Genomic DNA, 21,771 nt, shown 5'->3' with positions numbered 1-21,771 from the left:
TAAAAAAGTTCCCTTAGCCTGCACAACAAGATAATTTCGAAATATCTTTATCGAACGTAAGTGCAACTAATTTTAGCCCTTCAGCCATTGTTAAATATGGTGCTAGGGTTTCTGTTAAATCTTCTATCGTTAAGCCAAATTTAACAGCTAATGATGCTGCATAGATGACATCTCCTGCATTTTCAGATACAATATGAACCCCTAATACTTTTAGTGTTTCTGCATCTGCTACTAGTTTAAATACACCGGTTGTTTCACGGTTTACAATTGCTCTTGGAACAGCATCTAAAGGTAATACAGATGTCTTCACATCATACCCTTTCTCTTTTGCTTGTTCTTCTGTTAAACCAACCGTTGCAACCGTCGGATTCGTAAACGTAACAGCAGGAACTACCGATAAATCTATTTTTTTGTTTAATCCACCAATAGCATTATCAGTAATAATTCCACCTTCATAGGCTGCTACATATACAAATTGTGGTCCTAAAGTCACATCTCCTGCTGCATAAATCTTTTCATTACTTGTTTGACCAAAATCATTGATCAGGATTTCATTATTTTTTCCAGTTTCAACACCTGCTGCACTTAAATTTAAAGAATCCGTATTTGGTTTTCTTCCAGTGGCAACAAGTAACTGATCTGATTCAATGACTTCTCTACTGCCATTTACTGTTACGTAAACCCTTTTTATCTCTCCACTTTGTTCAACACGCTCAAAAGTTGCCCCTTTGACAAGGTTTATACCCTGTTCAATTAACGCTTTTTCAACTGACTCTGAAATCTCAGGATCATACTCCTTTAAAAGTCGCTCACTTCTTTGCATAAGCGTTATTTCTGAACCTAAATGATGAAATAGTTGTCCAAGCTCCATTCCAATGTATCCTGAACCAATTACAGTTAATCGTTTTGGTATTTTCTTTAACTCAAGAAGTGTTGTACTAGTTAAATAGTCCATTTTTTCAAGTCCTGAAATTTGGGGCAACGAAGGCGATGCACCTGTTGCAATTAAAAAGCGTTTTGCAGATAACTTTGCCCCATTAACCTCAACCGTACTAGCATCAACGAATTTTGCTTCACCTTTAATTAAATCAAAATTATATTCATCAATTAAATCCATATATTTTTGATTCCGAAGTTCGCTCACCAATTTATCCTTTTGCGTGATTAAACTAGCTAAATCCACTTCTCCAGCGGATGTTTGTAAACCTATAAACGGATTGTCTTTTGATAAATGATTGATTTCCCCTGCCCTAAGAAGAGTTTTTGACGGAACACAGCCAATATTCACACAGGTTCCCCCAACCGTTCCACGCTCAATCATTCCAACTTTTGCACCGTATTCTATAGCTTTAATTGCCGAAGAAAAGGCAGCAGCACCAGAACCAATAATAAGAAGGTCATAATTGTCTTCATTAATTAACGCCACGTTTTCTAGTGATGATACTTCTTCAATTTCTCCGGCTTGGTAATTTGCTTCATCAATCGCCTTTATTGCACTTTCAACCTCAATATCATCGGGCAGTTCAAATACTGCTTCACCACGACGATAACTAGACTCAATATTTTTAGCACCTATCTTTTCAAGTGCTGATTCTACGTGTTTTTCACAACCCGTACAAGTCATTCCTGAAATGTTTACCTTAAATTTATTCATAAAAAAGCTCCTTTCGTTAATTAATCTCTCATGTTAATGTTTCTATTATTGGACACGAATGTAATTGCTTTTCATCTGGACATCGTTGTTTTAAGTCGTCTAACATAGTTTCAATTCGTTTTAAATCCTCTATTTGTTTTTGCACTTCCTTTTGTTTTTTAGAAACAAATTCGAACATATCTTGACAACGAACTTCATCTTTATCTACAACACCAAGTAATTTATAAATCTCGCTTAAAGAGAAACCAAGTTCCTGTATTCGTTTAATAAACCCAACACGCTTAACGTCATCATATGAATATATCCGATAACCAGCTTCCGTTCGGTGAGGTTCTTGTAATAAATTTTTTCGCTCGTAATATCTGATCGTTTCTTTATTAACTCCACATTTATCTGCAAACTCACTAATGCGATAAATCATCTTATTTCACCCCCTGAATATTATAAACCATGTACCATAGTACACGGTCAAGTAAATTGGACTATTTTATTTTTTCCCCAAAGTATCACTCGTATGTGATTGATACTTTTATATAATACTATTGATTATCCTAACATCCCACCAGAAAATCCGATTTAAACACCAGTTGTTTTTAAACTATTAAGAAAGTAATTCCACTATATATTCCGAAGACCCTATAATTATTAAAATTCTATCAAGATACAACATTGATTGGTTCACCCTTAAAGAAGGCTTGTACATTGTCACGAATGATTCCTACCAAGCGTTGACGTGTTTCAAGGCCTTTCCAACCCATGTGTGGAGTAATGATAACATTATCTAGGGTATAAAGAGGGCTATCCTCAACTGGTGGTTCTACCTCTTGTACATCGAGACCTGCACCTGCAATGCGTTTGGCTGCTAATGCTTTACAAAGGTCTGCTTCATTAATAAGAGGACCACGCCCCGTATTCACGATAACTGCATTAGGCTTCATCTTACCAATTGTTTCTTTATTAATAAGATGTTTAGTTTGGTCATTCAATGGGCAATGCAATGTAATATAATCACTATTTTCAAGTAATTCATCAAGACTTACATAACGAATGCCATCACCATCAGACTTTGGTGTACGTGTATGCACTAAGATGTTCATACCTAGCGCTTTTGCTACTTTGATAACTTCCATACCGATATGACCAGCTCCGACAACACCTAAGGTTTTACCATTCACTTCTGTATGGCTCACTTGAAGGTATTTCGTGAAATTGCTGCGATCACCTTTAACAAGCATACCAATTTGTTGCTGCATAGTGGATGCAAAATTGAGGATCATCATGATCACTGTATGTGCTACACGCTCTGTGCTATACGCAGGAATATTGCACACAGTGATGCCCTTTTTCTTTGCTGCGTCAAGGTTAATATTATTATAGCCTGTACCGGCTTCTACGATGAGCTTTACTGTATCTGGAAATTGTGAAAGTAACTCAGCAGTAACAGAAATCTCTTTTGTTACTACTACGCGAGCACCCTGAATGCGTTCGATAAGCTCAGTATTTGTACTGTTATCATAAACCTGTACATCATTAGATAATATGGAGAAATCTAATGCATGGTCATAATTCATTTTACTTGCGTTTACCACTACTACACGTTCACTCATGAGAACCTCCTAAACAACTAAAAAAATAAGAAAAAGTTTACTCAATTACTTTTATAGATATATATCAAATATATAAAGAATTTATCCATATAAATTATACTATTATCTATAGAATTGGTACAAATATCTATAGAATCAAAAACATCATTTATATAAATAATACTATAATATATAGCCTAAATAACACATCTAACCATATTAATTAGTATTCTTTCACAATTATTGTATATAATATATGCAGAAGAGCTATAAAATTAAAAATATAACTAATTTTTCTGTATAAAACTTTCACAAAAGTATTGTGTAATTCCCCAAAAGTTATAAAATAAGAGTAATGTTATATAGAATTGAGGAATACCATGAGACCCACCTATTTGACCATAAATACAAGTCTCGTTCGCGAGAATTTGCGTAAAATTAAAGATAGTTTGCCTGAGTGGAGCACATCTACAGCTGTTATCAAGGCCAATGGCTACGGCCACGGCAGCGTTATGATGGGCCGTATTGCTGTGGAGGAAGGTTACGAATCCTTAGCCGTTGCTATTCCGGAAGAGTCTGTACCTCTTCGCAACGCAGGTATTATGGTGCCTATTTATCTATTAGGTCTCACAAGGCCACAATCTTTTGAGCTTGTGGCAGATACGAATTCCATTCCTGCTGTTTGTGAATCTACAGACTTGGAAGCACTCGATAAAGTAGCCGATAATCACGACATGATTATTCGCGTTGCTGTTGCCGTTGATACAGGCATGCATCGCATCGGTATCAAGCCTGAGGATGCCATTGAATTTATCAAACGCATTGAGTCCTACGAAAATTTGGAAATAGACGGATTCTTCTCCCACATGAGCAATGCTGATGCGGCGGATCAATCACACGCCCATAGCCAAACGCAAAAATTTCATCGCATGGTAGATGAAATACGAGCATTCCGTCCAGAAGCAGATTACCGTTTCTCCCTCGCCAACAGTGCAGGTCTTTTATCTGTCAAAGATAGTCTATTCACAGATGCTCGTCCTGGTATTATTCAATACGGTATCATGCCATCCCTTGATGTGCCAAATCGATTGGGCTTAAAACCTGTTTTATCTTTCCATAGTGAAGTTGTTCATGTACAACATATCCCTGCTGGCGAAGGCATTGGATATGGGTCTACCTATATCACAACTGAGCCAATGACGATTGCTACTATCCCGGTAGGCTATGCGGATGGTTATCCTCGGAGTTTATCCAATCGAGGTACCGTACTGATTCATGGTACGCGTTGCCCTGTAGTAGGTCGCATTTGTATGGACCAATTCATGGTCGCCGTTCCAGATACAATTACCGTAAAGCCAGGCGATAAGGTGGTTCTTCTAGGTTCCCAAGGTCATGAAAGTATTTCTGCACTAGAAATTGCAGCCCTTGCTTCTACTATTCCATACGAAATATTCTGTGGATTCTCAGAACGAGTACCGCGACAATATATATAAATAAAACAACCATGTTAGATCTCATAAGAGTCTATATTCATAACAAAAGAGCAGATGCTTCCTATAACATCTGCTCTTTTTACCTTTACTAAAAACTTATAATCTTATATCTACCATTTGATATAAAGAAATTTTCTTACAAAAAAAGCCCGTATCACATGCAGCGGTCTACATGTGATACGGGCTTTCTTGCTCTCCTATACCCAGCGTGCTGTAAAGCAGTTACGTTCTTATTGTGAGAGAGAGTATATATACCAAGTATATAATCTTATGATTCGGAGGGAACCACAATTCATAAGGGGCCCTCTGAACGACAGACGGCATAGGAGAGAGTCAATGTTTGTCTATCCAATCCAGAGGGCTGTGTGTAATTGTTTATTGTGTGTGTTGTTTATTGTGTGTGTTTTTGTGTGTTTTATGTGTTGTGTATGTGTGTGTAAGTGTACTTATGTTATGTGTGTATAGTTTTGAGTGCTTAGTGTTCGTTTTTGAAAGGGTTTGCTTTACAGCGCTATAGAATAGGAGATCAACTTATTTTGCTACCGTCCCTGTTTTAGCATCCAATACAACGGATATCGGTTTATTTTGTGCATCATGGAACTCTATGGTATATAGTGATTTTCCATTTTGATTAGCAAGAGACCACGCATTAATACCAGTCGCTACCTTGCCAGACTGTACGAAAGCTGCATTAATTGCCACATGTGGAGGTATTACTGTTCCGGCATCAATAGCACTAGCTTCCATGGATGCATCGTATGCTTTAGGAGTACCATCAGTTACATTACCAGTAGCCACATCTAGAGTCATAGAATGAGCACCACTAGTATTAAAACCAACTACTTCATAGATGGCAGTTTTACCTTGAGTTTTGAAAGATACATTTGTAATTTTGGAGTTTCCAAATTTGCTTTCGAATTGGTCAATTAAATAATTAGCACCAACTACGAAAATACTATTTTGGTCTACTACGCCTTCTTGCTGGTTGGTTGTGCTAGGTTGTGATTTTCTACTTTTAGAGTTTTTTTTTCCTCTTTAGTAGGCTCTTCTTTATCAGCTTTTTTTTCGTCTTTCACAACTTTTACTTTAGGCGCTTTATCTACTGCAGCTTTTTTAGTATTTTTAACTTCTTTACCATGCTTCGCTACAGAATCAGATTTTTTATCACCACTGCGTACTACTCTTGGTTCACTAGGAGCTTTAGCTACAGATGCAGTTTCAATAGAAGGGACCGCTGCTGCAGGATTTTCTGTACTAGGCACTACAGTTTCTTGAGCTACTGGTGTTTTAACATCTTGTGTAGCTGTTGGAACTGGTGTAGTATTACGAACTGCTGTACCTACTTGATTAGCTTCTGCTACAGGAGCTACCGGAGTTTTAGGTGCAACTGCAGTAGTAGCCACATCTGGAGCCACCGCTACAGTAGGAACTACTGGATCAGTAACTGGTTGTGCTGGAGTCGCTGTACTCGCTGTTTCTTGCGTAACAGGCATTGGAGTTACTGGTTCAGCTGCTGTTACAGCTACAGTGGCACCAAATACGCCAGCCACTGCTAAAGCAATACTACTTTTTAAAATAGATTTTTTCATATTGTCCTCCTTATTAATTCATATACATGCAACTTTACGCATGTATATTTCCAGTCAACTCAATGTCATCATGTAAGTTCCAAAACATATATCTAGCATGGACTTGTAGATATATAGCTTGGAAATTTCAGATATACTTGAGTATGTCTTTCGACTGGTACACATACTATCGACAGTCTATGAAGTCAAAATGTAGAAGCACTGTTAAAAGCTTATTTTATAGTGAGTTTAGAATGAATTTATATATAATTCCTATGAAATCCTATGGGATTTACTTTATACTTAAAAATTCCATGAAAAACATATCAAAAGCCGTTTATCCCATATATAAGGGATAAACGGCTTCAAAATATACGTATCGATATCTAAAATTTCACATTCATGAGCAAACTTTCACAAAAAATGCCTCAATACTAGTTATTTTTTTAAGAAAAATAGTATTAAGGCATTTAATTATTATATTCAGAATAAAATAACTAGGCACTATTAAGATATAATAACTAGTCAATCATATATTAATCGTCAAATTTAACAGATAGCAATTTACCATTCATTGCATCCATACGCACATGTACCTCTTTATTATCTGCTGTACCAAAGCTAACTTTGTAGACAATTTTACCTTTATCATAGCGCACAGCCCATTCATTAAGGCTCACAGCTTTACCTTTTGTTTGGGCGTAAGCAAAGTTCACCACAGCTGCAGGCGGTAAGATTTCCCGAGGATCAAACGATTTTTTCTTTAGTGATTTATGGAAGTCCCCTTCGCGCTTTTCAAAGATTTGATTAGTAGCATAGATATACGTTAACTCATACTTACCAGATTCATCAAAACCTTCAACATCATACTTAATTTGACCTCCATCTGCATCAAAGGCGATTTCCGTAATTCCTGCATTTGGATGATTTTGGATAAAAGCATTTAATAAACCATTAGCACCTACAATCGCCGCATGGTTGCCATCAACAACTGCCACAGTTGGCTCTACAGCTACTAAAGGGGCTGCACTTGCATTTGGCATGCCAAATGCCGCTGCCAAGGCCAATACAAGGCTACCTTTTACAAAAAATGATCTCATTGGTTCCTCCATATCTCAAACAGTTATCATAACAATATATATACAATTATACACTAAATCAACGCGGTTTATAATCTTTATTTATATAATTAGTGCATATACCTACGCCCTATGATACAATGCACATAGATTCATTTTTGTAACTACATGTGAGCTAACTATGATTTCAATTTACCCCACTATATATCACGCATTTCAATGCAAGGCCGATCAATGCGAAAATACATGTTGTCAGCTGTGGACCATCGATATAGATGAGCCTACTGCTGAACGTTATCATTCCATGACAGGTTCTCTTGGTAAAAGCTTACGCCAAGCCATCACTGTTGATGATGAAGGCAGTCATTTTATCTTTTCTAAAGCACAACCTATGTGTCCCTTACTCAATGAAAAAGGTCTATGCAAAGTAGTTCTTGAATTGGGAGAAGAAGGACTTTGTGATACCTGTCATATGCATCCACGCTTTTATAAATACATTGAAGACTTAGAACTATGTGGCGTTGGATTATCTTGTGAAGCTTCGGTTGAACTATTGGCCCGACAAGAACCAATGGACTTACTCCTTTTTACAATTGAAGATGACCATAATGAATTCAATTCTGAGGAGCGATTAACACTCCACAATGTTTTTGAATTATTAGCCTTTGATTTAGATCCTAATCTATTCAAATATACGCCAAAGCCCTCAAAACAGTCTTTCAAAGAACTATTAGACCTATATAAACAAACGGAACCCATCGATGAGAATTGGACAGCACAAGTTAATACATTATCTAGTAAACTAGACCAACTCATCACATCCGTACAGACCTATATACAGCAAGAGGATATGAGCCTATTTAACAAAGTGTACCAATATATATTGTATCGCCAAATCGATATGCTATCAGACTATTCCTTGGAATCTATCTTAGCTTATGCAAAGGATGGTACTGACTATATACTTATAGCCAGCGCATTAGAGGGACAACCCTTAAAGCAAGTTGCAAGATGGTCACAACAAATCGAATACGACGAAAATAATGTAGAACTATTGTTACAACATTACGAAGCTCAACTGGGTTAATGAGCAAAAAACCGCAAGATATTTATCTTGCGGTTTTTAATTCTTATGACAATATATTATTTAAATAATGTATGAACAAAACGAATCCATTGAGGCAATACGGAGACAGATAATAATGCCACAACAAACATAACAATATAAGTTTTAACGATACCTAGTTCAACATAACGTCTCATTAATTGGGCTGCAATGAACACAGCATAATACTGGCTGAACATCGTAATAAGATAGGCCATATCCCCTACATATTTTTGAAGAGACAAAGAGAAAAAAATAATCCCTAGTATATGAATTAATACTAAGACAACCGTGCGAAGTGCATTTGTATAAGCTAATCCATATATATAATTGCGCAATACCCCACCATAAGTACCACGACCACCTAATAAAACAAGTAAGCGCCATATAACAAATGAACCGATGATAATTTGAAAAATTAAAAATACAGAACTTGCTAAAATACTAATTACATCAAAATGAGTTAACCCAGTAATCCGTTTAATTCCGAGCATTGGAGATATAACTTTCACCATAAACGGTAAGCTATAGGTCATTATATATAATACAATAGTAGATACGACTAGATTCAGAATGGCTCTTGTATGAGATCCATAATTGATAATATTCTGAAAAGATTGTTCGCTAAGCCTGGTAAATAAATGCAATATATCCTTATTCCATGTCATAAATGCTCCTTTTAGTTTAAAACTAGTAAAAAAGGACGAGCTATGTCTCGTCCTAGATATATCATATGTATTTTATCGAGTCAACATATAAATCCATTCAAACACGTGTGCTACCAAAAGAGCAATCAACATTAGAATCAAACCTTCATAAGGGGTCCCATTAATACATGCTCCCACAATACGTCCAATAGTTTGTAACAATAATACGGTACTTAAAACACATAGCACAATCATACAGAAGCCAATGATTGCTTGCAGTATTAATGGTACCGAAGTTAAAATCAGCATAATCCCTGCTGTAAAAGTAATCAATGCCACAACAAGTTGAGCAAATGACATGATATGCAAAATACCAGTTGTAACAGTTCGAACATAAAATTTACGCTGTTGAGCAACCGCATAAACTATAATGATACATGCCATGAAAATAACTTTTCCGATTACCCATGCAAAGCGACCCATATTCCAAAATTCTCTAGGACTACCCATCTGTTCCAAAAAAAGTTGTATTTCATGTTGACCTACTGGAAGAGATAGCGATTCCCACCTTACTAATAACGAAGAATTGCGTATAAACGCACGTATAGCATCTAAATATACGCCTTCACCTACAATAGTAAATTGATAACATATGAGTGTTAATAGCAGCATTCCTATGAGTTGCCCATAGGCAATATCAAAGTGATACATACGAGGATTATTCTCTTCAATAGGGTTTAATAAACGATAGATAAACTGCATTAAACCCACCATCATAGGTATCACCACCTTTTACACAATATACATACACAACATTTAAGTTTGAATACTATAACATACAACACACAATAAGGAACTATAAAAAATAGTTCCTTTTCATTTTCCGTTCATCATTATAGCACAAAACACATATCTTTTCATACTTTAATTATCCCAATGTAATGGGTCTTTCAAGCCTTTTTCCTTATAAAATACAGAGAAAAGCTATTAGAAGATTATATATAATCAGCTAATAGCTTTTTAGTAGAAAAGGGCTGTTTTATTACAGCCCCTTTCATATTTTTCATGTTATGTAATTATCTGGAACTAGCAAGTACTACCATACCAATCAAGATACCTAAAATGATTACAGGAATTAAACTCGTAATAATAGAAATGCCAAAAGTTGCTAAATGGGATTTATTAATTTGGCGACTCAATAATGTTAAGCATACCCAGAATGTATAGACTGCAAAAGCTATCGTTGCGAATATAATAATAGTTATCCATACAATACTACCTACTGTAGAATCAGGATGAGAGCCTAGTAGCAGCAAAAATGGCAATGATAGTAATAGGAAGCCAATGAAATATACTAAGCCCATAATCTGATTATAAGCTTGTTCGTACCACATGATTTTTAACACAGACTCATATGTAGTATGGGCATCAAATTTATTGGCGACCCAAGAGAAAATCGCAGAATAAATAGCAATACCAATAAAAGCAAATAGCAAGCCAACCGCTAGGCCTAATATACCGGCCCCAGAAAGAGCCGCCGCACCAGTAAGTGCAACACTAAGTTTATCCACAAATATCATACTCAAAAAAGTAGGTAGAATATTTGAAAATACGAATGCCACCAATGCCAAAGCTACTGTAGCATAGAACCCTTTTCGACAAGATCCATGCTCTACAATCTGTGGAATACCGCGTTTAAAGGGAGCTACCACAAGCTGCCAAATATCTGAATACCATTTTGTTTCCATAAAACCTCCAAAACACCTATATTTCTTTAATTGTAACACAAACTATATTTAAACCGTCATGGACAACATTATACCTCCCACACCAAAGATGAAGGATATTATGTAAAAAGAAATTCCCGTTATCCAAAGATTTAGACCAAATTGCTTATAGGTAACTTGCCCCTTCAAAATAATAACTATGGTCAAGCCCTTTCATCAGCAACCCCTGATTTATTAATGATAACCATATTAGGTTTCCTTTTTATTTCATCTATTAATATATTATACTATATAATTCAAATTTTAAGACATTATTCTAACCTATTATAACGCAAAAAAGCAGCCCCACTAGGGGCCGCCTTTTCGTTTATCTTATTGCAAAGATGCTGCAATTTTTGTAAGGTTTTCATCCATACGTTCTAAGTATGTTTTATTATCTTCGTTGCTTTCGATAGTATAAATAGTTTCTACCTTAGCACCTACTTCTTGTGCCAAAGTTTTGGATACTTCTGGGCTAGCCATTTCTTCTGCAAAGATAGTAGTAATATGGTTTTCTTTAGCGTATTCGATGAGTTTAGCCAATTGTGCTGCATTAGGTTCACCTTCAGCAAATACATCTTCCACACTGTTTTGTTCTAAACCAAAATCACGGCATAGGTACGCAAATGCTGCATGGCCTGTAACAAAGTTTTTATGCGGAGCTTTAGCGAATTGCTCTTCATATTTTTTAATCATTGCATCTAATTTAGCAACGTATTCAGTATAATTCTTTTCATAATAATCCTTGTTTGCTGGGTCAACTTTTACAAGGGCATCCTTGATATTTTTCACTTCAATTTTAGCATTTTTCAAAGATAACCATGCATGAGGATCTTCTGCACCATGTTCTTTAATTTCTTCTGGGTCAGTATTTTTAATAGCTTCAACACCTTCAGTAGCTACAACAGATACGAGTTTATCATTTTTAGCTGCTTCGATAGCTTGTTTTGCCCAAGGCTCCATACCAAAACCGTTATACACAAATACTTGAGCTGTTGCCAATTGTTTCATATTTTCAGGCTTCAATTCGAAATCATGTGGTTCTACGCCATCTGGTATAATAGTAGATACCTCTACCTTGTCACCACCAATAGCCTTAGTAAACTCAGCCATTGCATTAAAGCTTGTTACCACTTGGATTTTTTTACTTGCTTGTTCCTTCTGTGCATTCGGTGCATCGTTGCCACAACCTGCAAATAAAGCAGCCATCATAATACCTACAACTAACAAAATCAGTTTCTTGATCATCGTAGTCCTCCTTTGTAAAAACCTGATCGCTATGCCTATACAGAATATAAACCATTCTTTAGTTGCAGTTGCGACTCAGTTGCATTTGTAATATAGTTATAGTATAAACTTACTTAGAATTTTGTCAATCAGAAATGTGGTTTTCATATGTTATCAATAGAACATCTTTATTTTTCCTATCAAGGTCAACCGCCTTATGTGTTAAATGACTTTAATTTACATATTCACAGTGGTGATTATATATCCATCGTTGGGGATAATGGGTGTGGTAAAAGTACCTTGCTCCGTCTCATTTTAGGTTTTCTTACCCCTGTAAAAGGCTCTATCAAGCGAAGCACCAATAATATTCGGTATGTGTCTCAAAAAAATGACTTCTCTCACGCAGGCTTTCCTATTACGGTAAAAGAAATCCTCGATTCCTACCGTAAACTTTTAAAGATTAAGGATAAACAGGAAGTCAATCGCGTATTAGAGCTTACCCATATGACGGAATTTAAAGACCGTCTCATCAGCAAACTTTCAGGTGGACAAGCTCAGCGTGTATCTATCGCCCGCGCCCTCATCGGTAAGCCTGACCTCATCATCCTCGATGAGCCTTCAACAGGTATCGATAGAAAAAGCCAAGAGGGCATCTATGCTCTACTTCGAAATTTGAACCAAGAGCACCATATTACGATTATCTCTGTTGAGCACAATATCGAAATGGCTCTCGCCAACTCTACCAATATCTACCATATTGCAAATGGTCAAGGTCACCTTTGCTCCCCTGAGCAATATGCTAGTGAAATCATGCACAGTACAGGTCGCAATCCAATAGATCACAAAAACTGCTCCTGTTTCACAGATGTAACAACAGAGTCTCAGGCTCAGGCCGATGATACCACAATTGAGGAGGTGCACCATGTTTAATTATGATTTCATGCAAAATGCCTTCTTCGTAGCGATTTGTATTTCTCTTTTATGTCCATGTATTGGTATCTTCATGGTGCTACGCCGTTCCAGTATGATTGGGGACACCATGAGTCATGCATCTCTAGCAGGTATTACGCTAGGTTTATTGACGAATACTAATCCAATTTTAGGGGCTTTTATCTTTACTGCTATCTGCGGTGCACTCATCGAGTTCTTGCGAAAATATTTTTCACACCATCTCGATTTGATTCTTACTATAATCTTATCCCTCAGCATTGGTACAGCTATTACGCTTATTAGCTCAGGCAAACTAAAGGCTAACGCAAATGTATTCTTTTTTGGTAGCATCCTAACGGTAAACGCAACCGATATGATTAGTATTGCAGTGCTCACCATTTTATCAGTATTAACGCTATACTTTTTGTATAACTCCTTACTCTACATCGCTTACGATGAAGAAGCGGCTCGTGTAGCAGGTGTTAAGGTAGATTTTATCAACTATATCTTTGCTATCTTAATGGCTGCCGCCGTATCCATTTCTATTAAAATCGTTGGTGTTCTCGTATTGAGTGCCATGATTGCATTACCAGTAGCATCTGCATTACAATTAGAAAAAGGATTTAAAATAACTTTATTATGCTCCATTGGATTTAGCTTACTTGCCATGATTATCGGACTTTTTGGATCCTACTTCCTTAACGTAGCACCTGGTGGCTTCGTGTCCCTAACGTCGGTAGGTATTTTACTGGTAGTGTTAGTCATTAAAAATATTCGCACCATCATACGACGCTTTCAGTTTAGTAGATAAGCTAAAACAATAATTTATATATTTAGGCATAAATATTATAGCTAGTTAGAGTAATATAACTAGTTAGAGTCAAATAATACAGCTAGTAGATTAAAAAATATAACTAGTTAAATATAAAAATATATCTAACCAAATGCGATAGCATATTTGATATTCTATTAGCCATATAAGTCATTTAACTATACAGGTGTATAGCATGTTTAGTATTAAAATAGAATCGAAAGAGAGCTATGAATACAACAACTTGGCCAGAAGGCATAAAAAAGACCAAACAGCGCGAAGCCATTTGGTCTGTATTAACAACTACAGATAAACCCATTACAGCCCTTGAAATCGCAGAACGCTTAGGTGACGGTAGCACTACTTGGATGTCTACTATCTACCGTACACTTGAACTATTAGAAACTAAGGGTATCGTTACACGTACCACGCTCATGGGTAGTGATATGGCATATTATGAAATCACCCCTCATACACACCGCCACTATGCTGTATGTACGAGCTGTGGTGCTATGATACCACTCCATACCTGTCCTGTCGTAGAAATGCCTAAAGAACTCAGCAAAGCAGGATTTACTGTGACGGAACATCACTTAGAGATTGCTGGAATCTGTAGAAACTGTAAGGATAAAAATAAATAACAAAAAGGACGTAACACTGTAGTTACGTCCTTTAACGTTTTAGCGTATACTTTGGAATTAACCGTATTTAGCTTTCACCAATTACAGCATCAACGGAGCCACTAAGAAACCGAGTGCTACGGAGATGGCAATAGCAAGTACGCCAGGTATGAAGAACGGATGGTTAAATACGAGTTTACCAATTCGTGTAGAGCCCGTATCGTCCATTTGTACAGCCCCCAAAAGTGTTGGATATGTAGGCAATACAAAGAGTGCAGATACAGCTGCAAAGGATGCGATAATAATATAAACGGATCCTGTGTTCTCTGGTGTAATACCGAGAGCTAGAATTACAGCTGGTACCAAAGCTTGCGTAGTTGCCGCTTGACTATACAACAATGTACTTGCAAAGAAGAAGGCTACCGCCAATAGGAACGGATATGCTGTTACCATGCTAGAAGCGAGTGCTTTAATTTCAGGAATATGACCTTTTACAAAGGTATCGCCCAACCATGCTACACCTAGTACGCAAACACAAGCAGATAAGCCAGATTTGAATGTACTTGTATTAACAAGTTCTGCTGTATCAAGCTTACAGAAGAATGTTATAGCAGCCGCAATAATCATCATAAATCCGATGATAGCATCGTTTCGACCAAAAATAACTGGTTTAATAATACCAATATTTTTGGAAATTGCTGTTGCGTAGAATACGATACAAATGATACCAATCAAGAAGATTAATACAGAAGTTTTTGCGCCTGGTTTTAAATGGAAATCAGTGCTTTTTTCACGAGGTGGCGTCACGTGACCTGCCGCCAAACGTTCTTGATATACTGGATCAGAAGATAAATCATTATTCGCAAAGGTAGACATGATAAATGCCGTAATCATAACCCCTACGAATGTTGTGGAAATACAGATGGCAAGCAATGTAGGATAGTTAACACCATATGGTTCAAGGAATCCACTCATAGCAACTACTGCTGCCGATACAGGACTCGCTGTGATACCAATTTGGCTTGCTACAACGGCGATGGATAATGGCACAGATGGCTTAATGTTTTCACTTTTCGCCACCTCTACAATTACTGGAATCATAGAGAATGCTGTATGACCAGTACCCGCTAAAATAGTTAAGAAATACGTAACAGTTGGTGCTAAGTAGTTGATATGCTTAGGATTTTTACGCAAAATACTTTCAGCAATGCGCACTAAATAATCAAGACCGCCGGCTAACTGTAAAGCACAGATGGCTGCGATAGCAGACATGATAATCAGAATTACATCCCATGGAATCTGTCCCGGAAACATCCCCATACCAAGGCTTAACAACACAACCCCAAGGCCGCCAGCGTAACCGATGCCCATGCCACCTAGGCGAACACCGAGGAAGATGGCACCAAATAAAATAATAACTTGCATAATTACATAAATGTCCATACGATGACCTCCTTTATACATATATAGTATCATAGATATGCTAAATAATCATCGAATTTTGGCAATGTATAGTCTATAGTTTAAAATATGACGAAATTTCGATATGCTATACCAAAAAAACTACACCCCATTGCCTTAAACTACTAACAAAAGACAATAGGTGTAGCTTTCCAATAATTAATTTAGAATTATAAAATAATTGGGCGCATATCTTCAAGTATCCCCTCTTCCTCAGTTGCACGTTGGATACTTTCACCCACAATACGAACCATATCCTCTAATTGTTCCACAGTGGATACCAATGGAGGCATGAGAATAACCACGTCACCGATAGGACGACAGATAAGCCCTTGCTCACGGGCGAGGATTGCCACCTTAGCACCGACCGCATCATTCGGGCGATACGCTTCGTGAGTTGCCACATTTTTTTCAAGTTCAATACCTACGATGAGGCCTCGCTGACGAACCTCTTTAACATGCTTCAATGACTTAATAGGTTCTAAAGCCTTTGTGAAAGCTTCTACTTTAGCAGGCAATTGTTCAATTACCTTTTCATCACGGAATACTTTCAAAGAAGCCAACGCAACGGCACAGGCCAAGGCATTACCGGTATAGGAGTGACCATGATAGAAGGTTTTCTTTTCTTCAAAGGTGCCAAGGAATGCATCGAATACGCGTTTTGTAGTCAATGTTGCCGCTAATGGAAGGTACCCACCAGTGATGCCTTTGGATAAGGTCATAAAATCTGGAGATACACCTTCATGCTCACAAGCAAAGAATTTACCAGTTCGACCAAAGCCAGTAGCTACTTCGTCAACGATGAGGAATACATCGTGTTGTTCTGTTAACTCACGAACTCGTTTCAAATAGCCGTGAGGCATTACGAGCATGCCCGCCGCGGCTTGCACCAATGGTTCCATAACAAGAGCTGTGATTTCATCACCTTCTTCGTTAAGGATGCGTTCCAATTCAGTCAACGACTCTTCAAAGGCTTTATCTCGATCTGCCAAATCTCTATATACACCAGGGCTTGGCAAAGTCAATGGTTTAAATAATAGATTATGGAATACTTGATGGAATAATTGAATACCACCTACGGATACGGTACCTAATGTATCCCCATGATAGCCTGCATTGAGGGCAATAAACTTAGTTTTCTTAGTTTGACCCACTTGCTGACGATATTGATAAGCCATTTTAATAGCCACTTCGATAGCTGTACTGCCATCATCAGAGAGGAATACTTTATCTAAGCCTTCTGGAGCAAGCTCTACAAGTTCTTTACACAATTGCGCAGACGGAGGACTTACGAGACCTAATAATGTGCTATGTGCAATTTTATCGATTTGATCCTTCAATGCTTGGTTCAATACAGGATGGTTGTGACCATGAATATTAACCCACAAGGAGGATACGCCATCGTAATACTTTTTACCGTTCTCATCGATGAGGTATACCCCCTCACCGCGTTCAATTACTACGGGCTCTTGTACTAGCCAATCTTGCATTTGTGTAAATGGATGCCATACAAACTCGTGGTCCCATTGTGCTGCTTGTGAAAGCTGTTTCTCTGCCATTTCGTCACCTCATACTTACTAAGTTTACAAACTATAACTCTATATCACATATACCTTATATAAACTAAATTAAGTTGCCCAATCTAAGGTATGCTAAATTACAAATTTAATACGTCTCAAAATTACTGTTAATATGTACTCAATATCACTTCTAACATATATAAAATTGCTATAGCTAATATAAAATCAGCCAATTATTATTTATAGACCTAATACTGTGTTCCATAATTCCTTAGAATTAATAAAGGAACGAGCCCATCCAAGTTGAACCTTGTGAATATCCGGACCTTGGTATGGGGGCACTACAGCTACTACAGGAACACCTGTGTAACGCTCCATATCTGCCACATTTGTTTTCAACAAAAACAGGTCTACAGCTGTTGTATCATTTACGATAATAGCTTTCACCTCGATACCATGCAACTTAGCATATTCGCAAGTCAAAACGGCGCGATTAATAGAGCCAAGCCGACCATCTGCTACAACAATAGCTGGTAATTTGATATCTTTCATAAGATCCGTGAAAGTTTTATCTCCATAGAGAGGAGTCGTAATGCCGCCAGCACCTTCTACAAAGGTTATGTCATAGCGACTCACTACATCTAATGTATGTTCTACAAGGCCGTCATAGTCAATCTCGATACCAGCCAATTCCGCTGCAAGGCGAGGGGAGAAATCACCGGCAATAGCATAAGGATTCACTTCATGACGACGAGATTCAGGAATACCTGCCGAGCGCATCAAATGTGTTGCATCTTTACTCTCAAGGCCAATATTATAATTATCCTCATCCATCGTCACACATTCAGGGAAAGGAACTGCACTAGAAGACACAGGTTTCACCATACCAACAGCAAAGCCATCGTCTACAGCCATCGCCCCCAATAACCCTGTCACAAACGTCTTACCTACATCTGTATCTGTACCAATTATAGAAATACCTAACTGCTTCATACAAAGCTCCTCTCAAGCGAATACTTACTGCCGCATAGGTTAACTGATTTATATGATTAAGTTTACAATCTAATTACAATATACAGCGAAAAGGAATATATAGTCAACCTATTATTACTGTTCAAGTTTACGATGCTATGACTCTATGGGGCCCGAATACATCGCTACATTTTAGCTAAAAAGCTGTGTCCCTAACCTCCGCGCTCCATAGTAAACTAAGTCGCACTTCGCTTAGGGACACAGCTTTTTATAACATTATCGCGGTATTAGTCCCATAGAGTCACAGACCGCTACTTTAAATACGATAATAATAGGTTGGCTATATGGGAAAAGAACGATAACTTTTTCGTCCCTTACTCATTTGATACAGTGAATTTTGTTTTATTGATTTATGAATAGACTCGATGGGACGAGTTCACAAATACAGTTATAAAAAGAGTGATGACTAACCGATTAGCGACTTAGCTCGCTTTGGAGCATAGAGGTTAGTTATCGTTCTTTTTCACCTAAATGTACAAATCAACTTGGGCCCCATCAAATCTTAGCCTAGATTTCGAGGTAGCGAAATTCGCCTGTATCAGGATCCATCATGCCTCCATAGAAACCCATTCCTTTTGGAAATAGTGGATGGTGGCATAGGAAGTTAACTGTATAAATTACATTGTCTTCAGAGATATGGAATCGATCCATCCAGTCGATAAGGCCCGGTTCAATCATGCGAATAGCATCTTCACTGATACCTTTTGCTTTCATAGATTCCATGAATGTAGTAGCAGAAAAATCAATCATACCACAGTTTTCATGACCGATAATTAGCACATCTTCAATTTCCATACCATAGGTAGCAACGAGCAAGCTTTGCACGATGTTATCGATAGGTTGTGTTACACTATTGCCTGCAGTTTTAATGACAATTATCTCGCCTCGATTAAAGCCTAGTGCTTCTTCTAGCATACCTACTAAGCGGGTATCCATACAAGTTACGATGGCTAACTTTTTTGTAGGATGGCTTGTTAACCCTGCCTTTGGTAGCTCAGGATGATGTTTTACATAATCTTTATTGGTTTCAATTATATTCGTAATATCAATCATAAGGGTCCTCACTTTATATACTCTATTCCCAACTGAAATAGATCCTATTCATTATATACACCTTATTCATCACAAAACAAGTTTAAATTACAAGTTATAAATTATTATTATGAATTTTAAGATTATACAAAATCTTTAACTCAATAATATTAACTCCTATCTTATAATTAATTTTTATTTATATCAATCATATAAAATCTTCAAAAATGCGATGAATATTCTGTATAATTCTGACATATATAGTAGATTTAAAAACCCTTCCTATGGTACTATTAACACTATAGAAAGCAAACGCCACATGATACCGCATATGACGTGAACTGTATGTACAGTAAGGAGGTTTTATAATGGGTATCAATCAAAAAACGTTGCCAGGCATTTTGCTCTGTGCCATTCTCGCTATTCCTTGTTGGCTACTAGGACAGCAATTTCATCTAGTAGGTAGTCCAATCTTTGCCATCATTTTAGGTATAATTATTGGTTCTATCTTTACCTCTTGGAAACGGGAAAAAACAGGTGCTGGCATTGGATTTACATCCAAAAAGATTTTACAGTGGGCCGTTATTTTGTTGGGCTTTGGTCTTAACATTACACAGATTCTACATGTAGGTTGGATTTCTTTACCTGTCATCATTTCTACCATCGCTACATCGTTAATCGTATCCTATGTTATTTATCGATTAACTCATATTGACTCTAACTCAGCAGTCCTCATCGGTGTTGGTTCATCCATTTGTGGTGGTTCTGCTATTGCTGCGGCGGCTCCAGTTATTAAAGCAGAGGATCATGATATTGCACAAGCAATCTCTGTTGTATTCTTTTTCAATGTAGTAGCCGCCTTTGTATTTCCTCAATTAGGTGACGCCATTGGACTCTCTAACATGGGCTTTGGATTGTTCGCTGGTACTGCAGTTAACGATACTTCTTCTGTAACAGCAACAGCTGCTGTATGGGATAGTATGAAAGGTACTGGCACACAAGTACTGGAATATGCTACTATCGTAAAGCTAACACGTACCCTAGCTATCATTCCTATATGCTTAGGTCTTGCTAGTTACCAAGTATACAAAGCTAAGAAAAATGCCTCTCAAACAGATGGCACAAATGTTAGTATTGCTAAAATTTTTCCAAGATTTGTTTTATACTTTGTACTTTGCTCCCTTGTCACAACAGCATTATCCTATGCTAATGTAGATATTCAATTCTTGAGTATCTTCAAAACAATTTCCAAATACTTTATTACAATGGCCATGGTAGCAATTGGCCTTAATACAAATATTGTAAAATTATTAAAATCCGGTGGCTCAGCCCTTGCCTTAGGAGCTTGTTGCTGGATTGCTATCTCCGCTGTAAGCCTTATGGCACAACATATGATAGGTTTATGGTAGAAAATATACAGATATTGTATATTATGTTATAATTATATATGAATAGAATAGTAAGGACCCCTCCAGTAATGGAGGGGTTTCGTGCTACTATTCACCTTATTAGTACTTTATCATACCATAGTCAGGAGGGTTAATATGTACTTCTTACAAGGACTTCTTGTCGGCCTCGCTACGTTTGCCCCTGTTGGCATGCAAAACCTCTTCATTATTAATACGGCCTTGGTGCAACCTGTTCGCCGTATTATATTGACGCTGATCATACTAGCGTTTTTTGACATGAGTTTAAGTGCTGCCGCCTTCTATGGTATTGGTGCCGTTCTTGAAATGTGGCCACTCACAAAACTCATAGTTCTCATCTTTGGGGGACTCCTCATTGTATATATGGGTTTTAATATATTTAAAACTCAACCAGACATACGCAACGTAGACACGCATATTCCAATTAGGAAAATTATCGTCTCAGCCATCGCTGTATCATGGGGCAATCCACAAGCCATTCTAGATGCGACAATGATGCTCGGTGCTTTTCAGGCTAATATTCCAAAAGAAAACATCTACCACTTCTTCTCTGGTTTCTTGGTAATGACACCTATTTGGTTTGGATCTCTAGCTACCACAATGCATCTTCTAGCTAAAAAAATTAAGATTACTCATATGGCATGGATTAACCGTTTCTGTGGTTCGGTTCTCGTCATTTACGGTATCAAGCTATGTATTGATGGCCTCATGATGTTAAAAGACTTTTTGTAAGGCTATACTCATAGATACAAAAAAAATTTAAATTTCTAATACTATCATAACTATATAAGGAAAATACAAATAGACGATGTG

General features: G+C 37.3%; 21 protein-coding genes. 7 read left to right on the top strand and 14 right to left on the bottom strand.

The features are described from left to right. Window positions 1-13: 13 nt before the first annotated feature. From merA to E6X37_RS05170, 3 genes are all read right to left on the bottom strand, one after another. The gene (gene merA, locus E6X37_RS05180) at window positions 14-1,654 is read right to left on the bottom strand and encodes a mercury(II) reductase (protein WP_001031935.1); all 1,641 of its coding nucleotides are present in this window, start codon (window positions 1,652-1,654) and stop codon (window positions 14-16) included. 28 nt (window positions 1,655-1,682) lie between these two features. Beyond that, window positions 1,683-2,075 (bottom strand): Hg(II)-responsive transcriptional regulator, encoded by a 393-nt coding sequence (merR, locus tag E6X37_RS05175; protein WP_001863748.1) that lies wholly within the window; start codon window positions 2,073-2,075, stop codon window positions 1,683-1,685. Between the two features lie 235 nt (window positions 2,076-2,310). Continuing rightward, a complete protein-coding gene (locus tag E6X37_RS05170; RefSeq protein ID WP_316689661.1) occupies window positions 2,311-3,261 on the bottom strand; it encodes a 2-hydroxyacid dehydrogenase in 951 nt (316 codons plus the stop codon). A 359-nt stretch (window positions 3,262-3,620) separates the two neighbouring features. Between E6X37_RS05170 and alr the strand changes: the two genes are divergently transcribed. Next, a complete protein-coding gene (gene alr / locus E6X37_RS05165; RefSeq protein ID WP_316689660.1) occupies window positions 3,621-4,733 on the top strand; it encodes an alanine racemase in 1,113 nt (370 codons plus the stop codon). Between the two features lie 531 nt (window positions 4,734-5,264). Here alr and E6X37_RS05160 read toward each other — a convergent pair. From E6X37_RS05160 to E6X37_RS05150, 3 genes are all read right to left on the bottom strand, one after another. Continuing rightward, entirely contained in the window at window positions 5,265-5,543 is a 279-nt protein-coding gene (locus E6X37_RS05160) for a PepSY domain-containing protein (protein WP_004693966.1), read from the bottom strand. A 158-nt stretch (window positions 5,544-5,701) separates the two neighbouring features. Then, the gene (locus E6X37_RS05155) at window positions 5,702-6,322 is read right to left on the bottom strand and encodes a hypothetical protein (protein ID WP_004693968.1); all 621 of its coding nucleotides are present in this window, start codon (window positions 6,320-6,322) and stop codon (window positions 5,702-5,704) included. Window positions 6,323-6,837: 515 nt separating this feature from the next. Further along, window positions 6,838-7,401: a PepSY domain-containing protein gene (locus tag E6X37_RS05150; RefSeq protein ID WP_004693970.1), complete on the bottom strand. Its 564-nt coding sequence runs from the start codon at window positions 7,399-7,401 to the stop codon at window positions 6,838-6,840. A gap of 160 nt (window positions 7,402-7,561) precedes the next feature. Between E6X37_RS05150 and fliB the strand changes: the two genes are divergently transcribed. Further along, the gene (gene fliB / locus E6X37_RS05145) at window positions 7,562-8,467 is read left to right on the top strand and encodes a flagellin lysine-N-methylase (protein WP_120055664.1); all 906 of its coding nucleotides are present in this window, start codon (window positions 7,562-7,564) and stop codon (window positions 8,465-8,467) included. A gap of 56 nt (window positions 8,468-8,523) precedes the next feature. Here the strand turns inward: fliB and E6X37_RS05140 are convergent, their stop codons facing one another. The 4 genes from E6X37_RS05140 to E6X37_RS05125 all read right to left on the bottom strand — a co-directional run bounded on the left by E6X37_RS05140 (window position 8,524) and on the right by E6X37_RS05125 (window position 12,146). Beyond that, window positions 8,524-9,153: a hypothetical protein gene (locus E6X37_RS05140; RefSeq protein ID WP_120055666.1), complete on the bottom strand. Its 630-nt coding sequence runs from the start codon at window positions 9,151-9,153 to the stop codon at window positions 8,524-8,526. Between the two features lie 72 nt (window positions 9,154-9,225). Next, window positions 9,226-9,909 (bottom strand): hypothetical protein, encoded by a 684-nt coding sequence (locus E6X37_RS05135; protein ID WP_215676276.1) that lies wholly within the window; start codon window positions 9,907-9,909, stop codon window positions 9,226-9,228. Window positions 9,910-10,208: 299 nt separating this feature from the next. Further along, entirely contained in the window at window positions 10,209-10,880 is a 672-nt protein-coding gene (locus tag E6X37_RS05130; RefSeq protein ID WP_021147682.1) for a hypothetical protein, read from the bottom strand. Window positions 10,881-11,231: 351 nt separating this feature from the next. Beyond that, window positions 11,232-12,146, bottom strand: a complete 915-nt coding sequence (locus E6X37_RS05125) for a metal ABC transporter substrate-binding protein (protein ID WP_004693983.1) — start codon at window positions 12,144-12,146, stop codon at window positions 11,232-11,234. 147 nt (window positions 12,147-12,293) lie between these two features. On the opposite strand from E6X37_RS05125, the gene E6X37_RS05120 reads away from it, so the two are divergent. The 3 genes from E6X37_RS05120 to E6X37_RS05110 all read left to right on the top strand — a co-directional run bounded on the left by E6X37_RS05120 (window position 12,294) and on the right by E6X37_RS05110 (window position 14,507). After that, a complete protein-coding gene (locus E6X37_RS05120) occupies window positions 12,294-13,055 on the top strand; it encodes a metal ABC transporter ATP-binding protein (protein WP_316689658.1) in 762 nt (253 codons plus the stop codon). Continuing rightward, window positions 13,048-13,866: a metal ABC transporter permease gene (locus E6X37_RS05115; protein WP_120055670.1), complete on the top strand. Its 819-nt coding sequence runs from the start codon at window positions 13,048-13,050 to the stop codon at window positions 13,864-13,866. The genes E6X37_RS05120 and E6X37_RS05115 overlap by 8 nt, the downstream gene beginning before the upstream one ends. Window positions 13,867-14,096: 230 nt before the next feature. Then, window positions 14,097-14,507, top strand: coding sequence for a Fur family transcriptional regulator (locus E6X37_RS05110; protein WP_008603029.1), 411 nt, complete (start codon window positions 14,097-14,099; stop codon window positions 14,505-14,507). Window positions 14,508-14,588: 81 nt separating this feature from the next. Here E6X37_RS05110 and E6X37_RS05105 read toward each other — a convergent pair whose 3' ends face one another. From E6X37_RS05105 to E6X37_RS05090, 4 genes are all read right to left on the bottom strand, one after another. Beyond that, a complete protein-coding gene (locus E6X37_RS05105) occupies window positions 14,589-15,929 on the bottom strand; it encodes an anaerobic C4-dicarboxylate transporter (RefSeq protein ID WP_316101940.1) in 1,341 nt (446 codons plus the stop codon). Between the two features lie 188 nt (window positions 15,930-16,117). Then, window positions 16,118-17,506, bottom strand: coding sequence for an adenosylmethionine--8-amino-7-oxononanoate transaminase (bioA, locus tag E6X37_RS05100; protein ID WP_287506913.1), 1,389 nt, complete (start codon window positions 17,504-17,506; stop codon window positions 16,118-16,120). Window positions 17,507-17,707: 201 nt separating this feature from the next. After that, the gene (gene bioD, locus E6X37_RS05095) at window positions 17,708-18,460 is read right to left on the bottom strand and encodes a dethiobiotin synthase (RefSeq protein WP_024061050.1); all 753 of its coding nucleotides are present in this window, start codon (window positions 18,458-18,460) and stop codon (window positions 17,708-17,710) included. A 546-nt stretch (window positions 18,461-19,006) separates the two neighbouring features. Beyond that, window positions 19,007-19,552 (bottom strand): beta-class carbonic anhydrase, encoded by a 546-nt coding sequence (locus E6X37_RS05090; RefSeq protein ID WP_287506911.1) that lies wholly within the window; start codon window positions 19,550-19,552, stop codon window positions 19,007-19,009. 347 nt (window positions 19,553-19,899) lie between these two features. Between E6X37_RS05090 and E6X37_RS05085 the strand changes: the two genes are divergently transcribed. Further along, window positions 19,900-20,940 (top strand): YeiH family protein, encoded by a 1,041-nt coding sequence (locus E6X37_RS05085; protein WP_278467017.1) that lies wholly within the window; start codon window positions 19,900-19,902, stop codon window positions 20,938-20,940. A 135-nt stretch (window positions 20,941-21,075) separates the two neighbouring features. Further along, on the top strand, window positions 21,076-21,690 hold the full coding sequence (locus tag E6X37_RS05080) for a LysE/ArgO family amino acid transporter (RefSeq protein ID WP_278467019.1): 615 nt from the start codon (window positions 21,076-21,078) through the stop codon (window positions 21,688-21,690). Window positions 21,691-21,771: the final 81 nt, after the last annotated feature.

This window comes from Veillonella parvula, assembly GCF_032550495.1.
Lineage (GTDB): Bacteria > Bacillota > Negativicutes > Veillonellales > Veillonellaceae > Veillonella > Veillonella parvula_G.
This window is presented reverse-complemented; position numbering and strand designations above follow the sequence as displayed.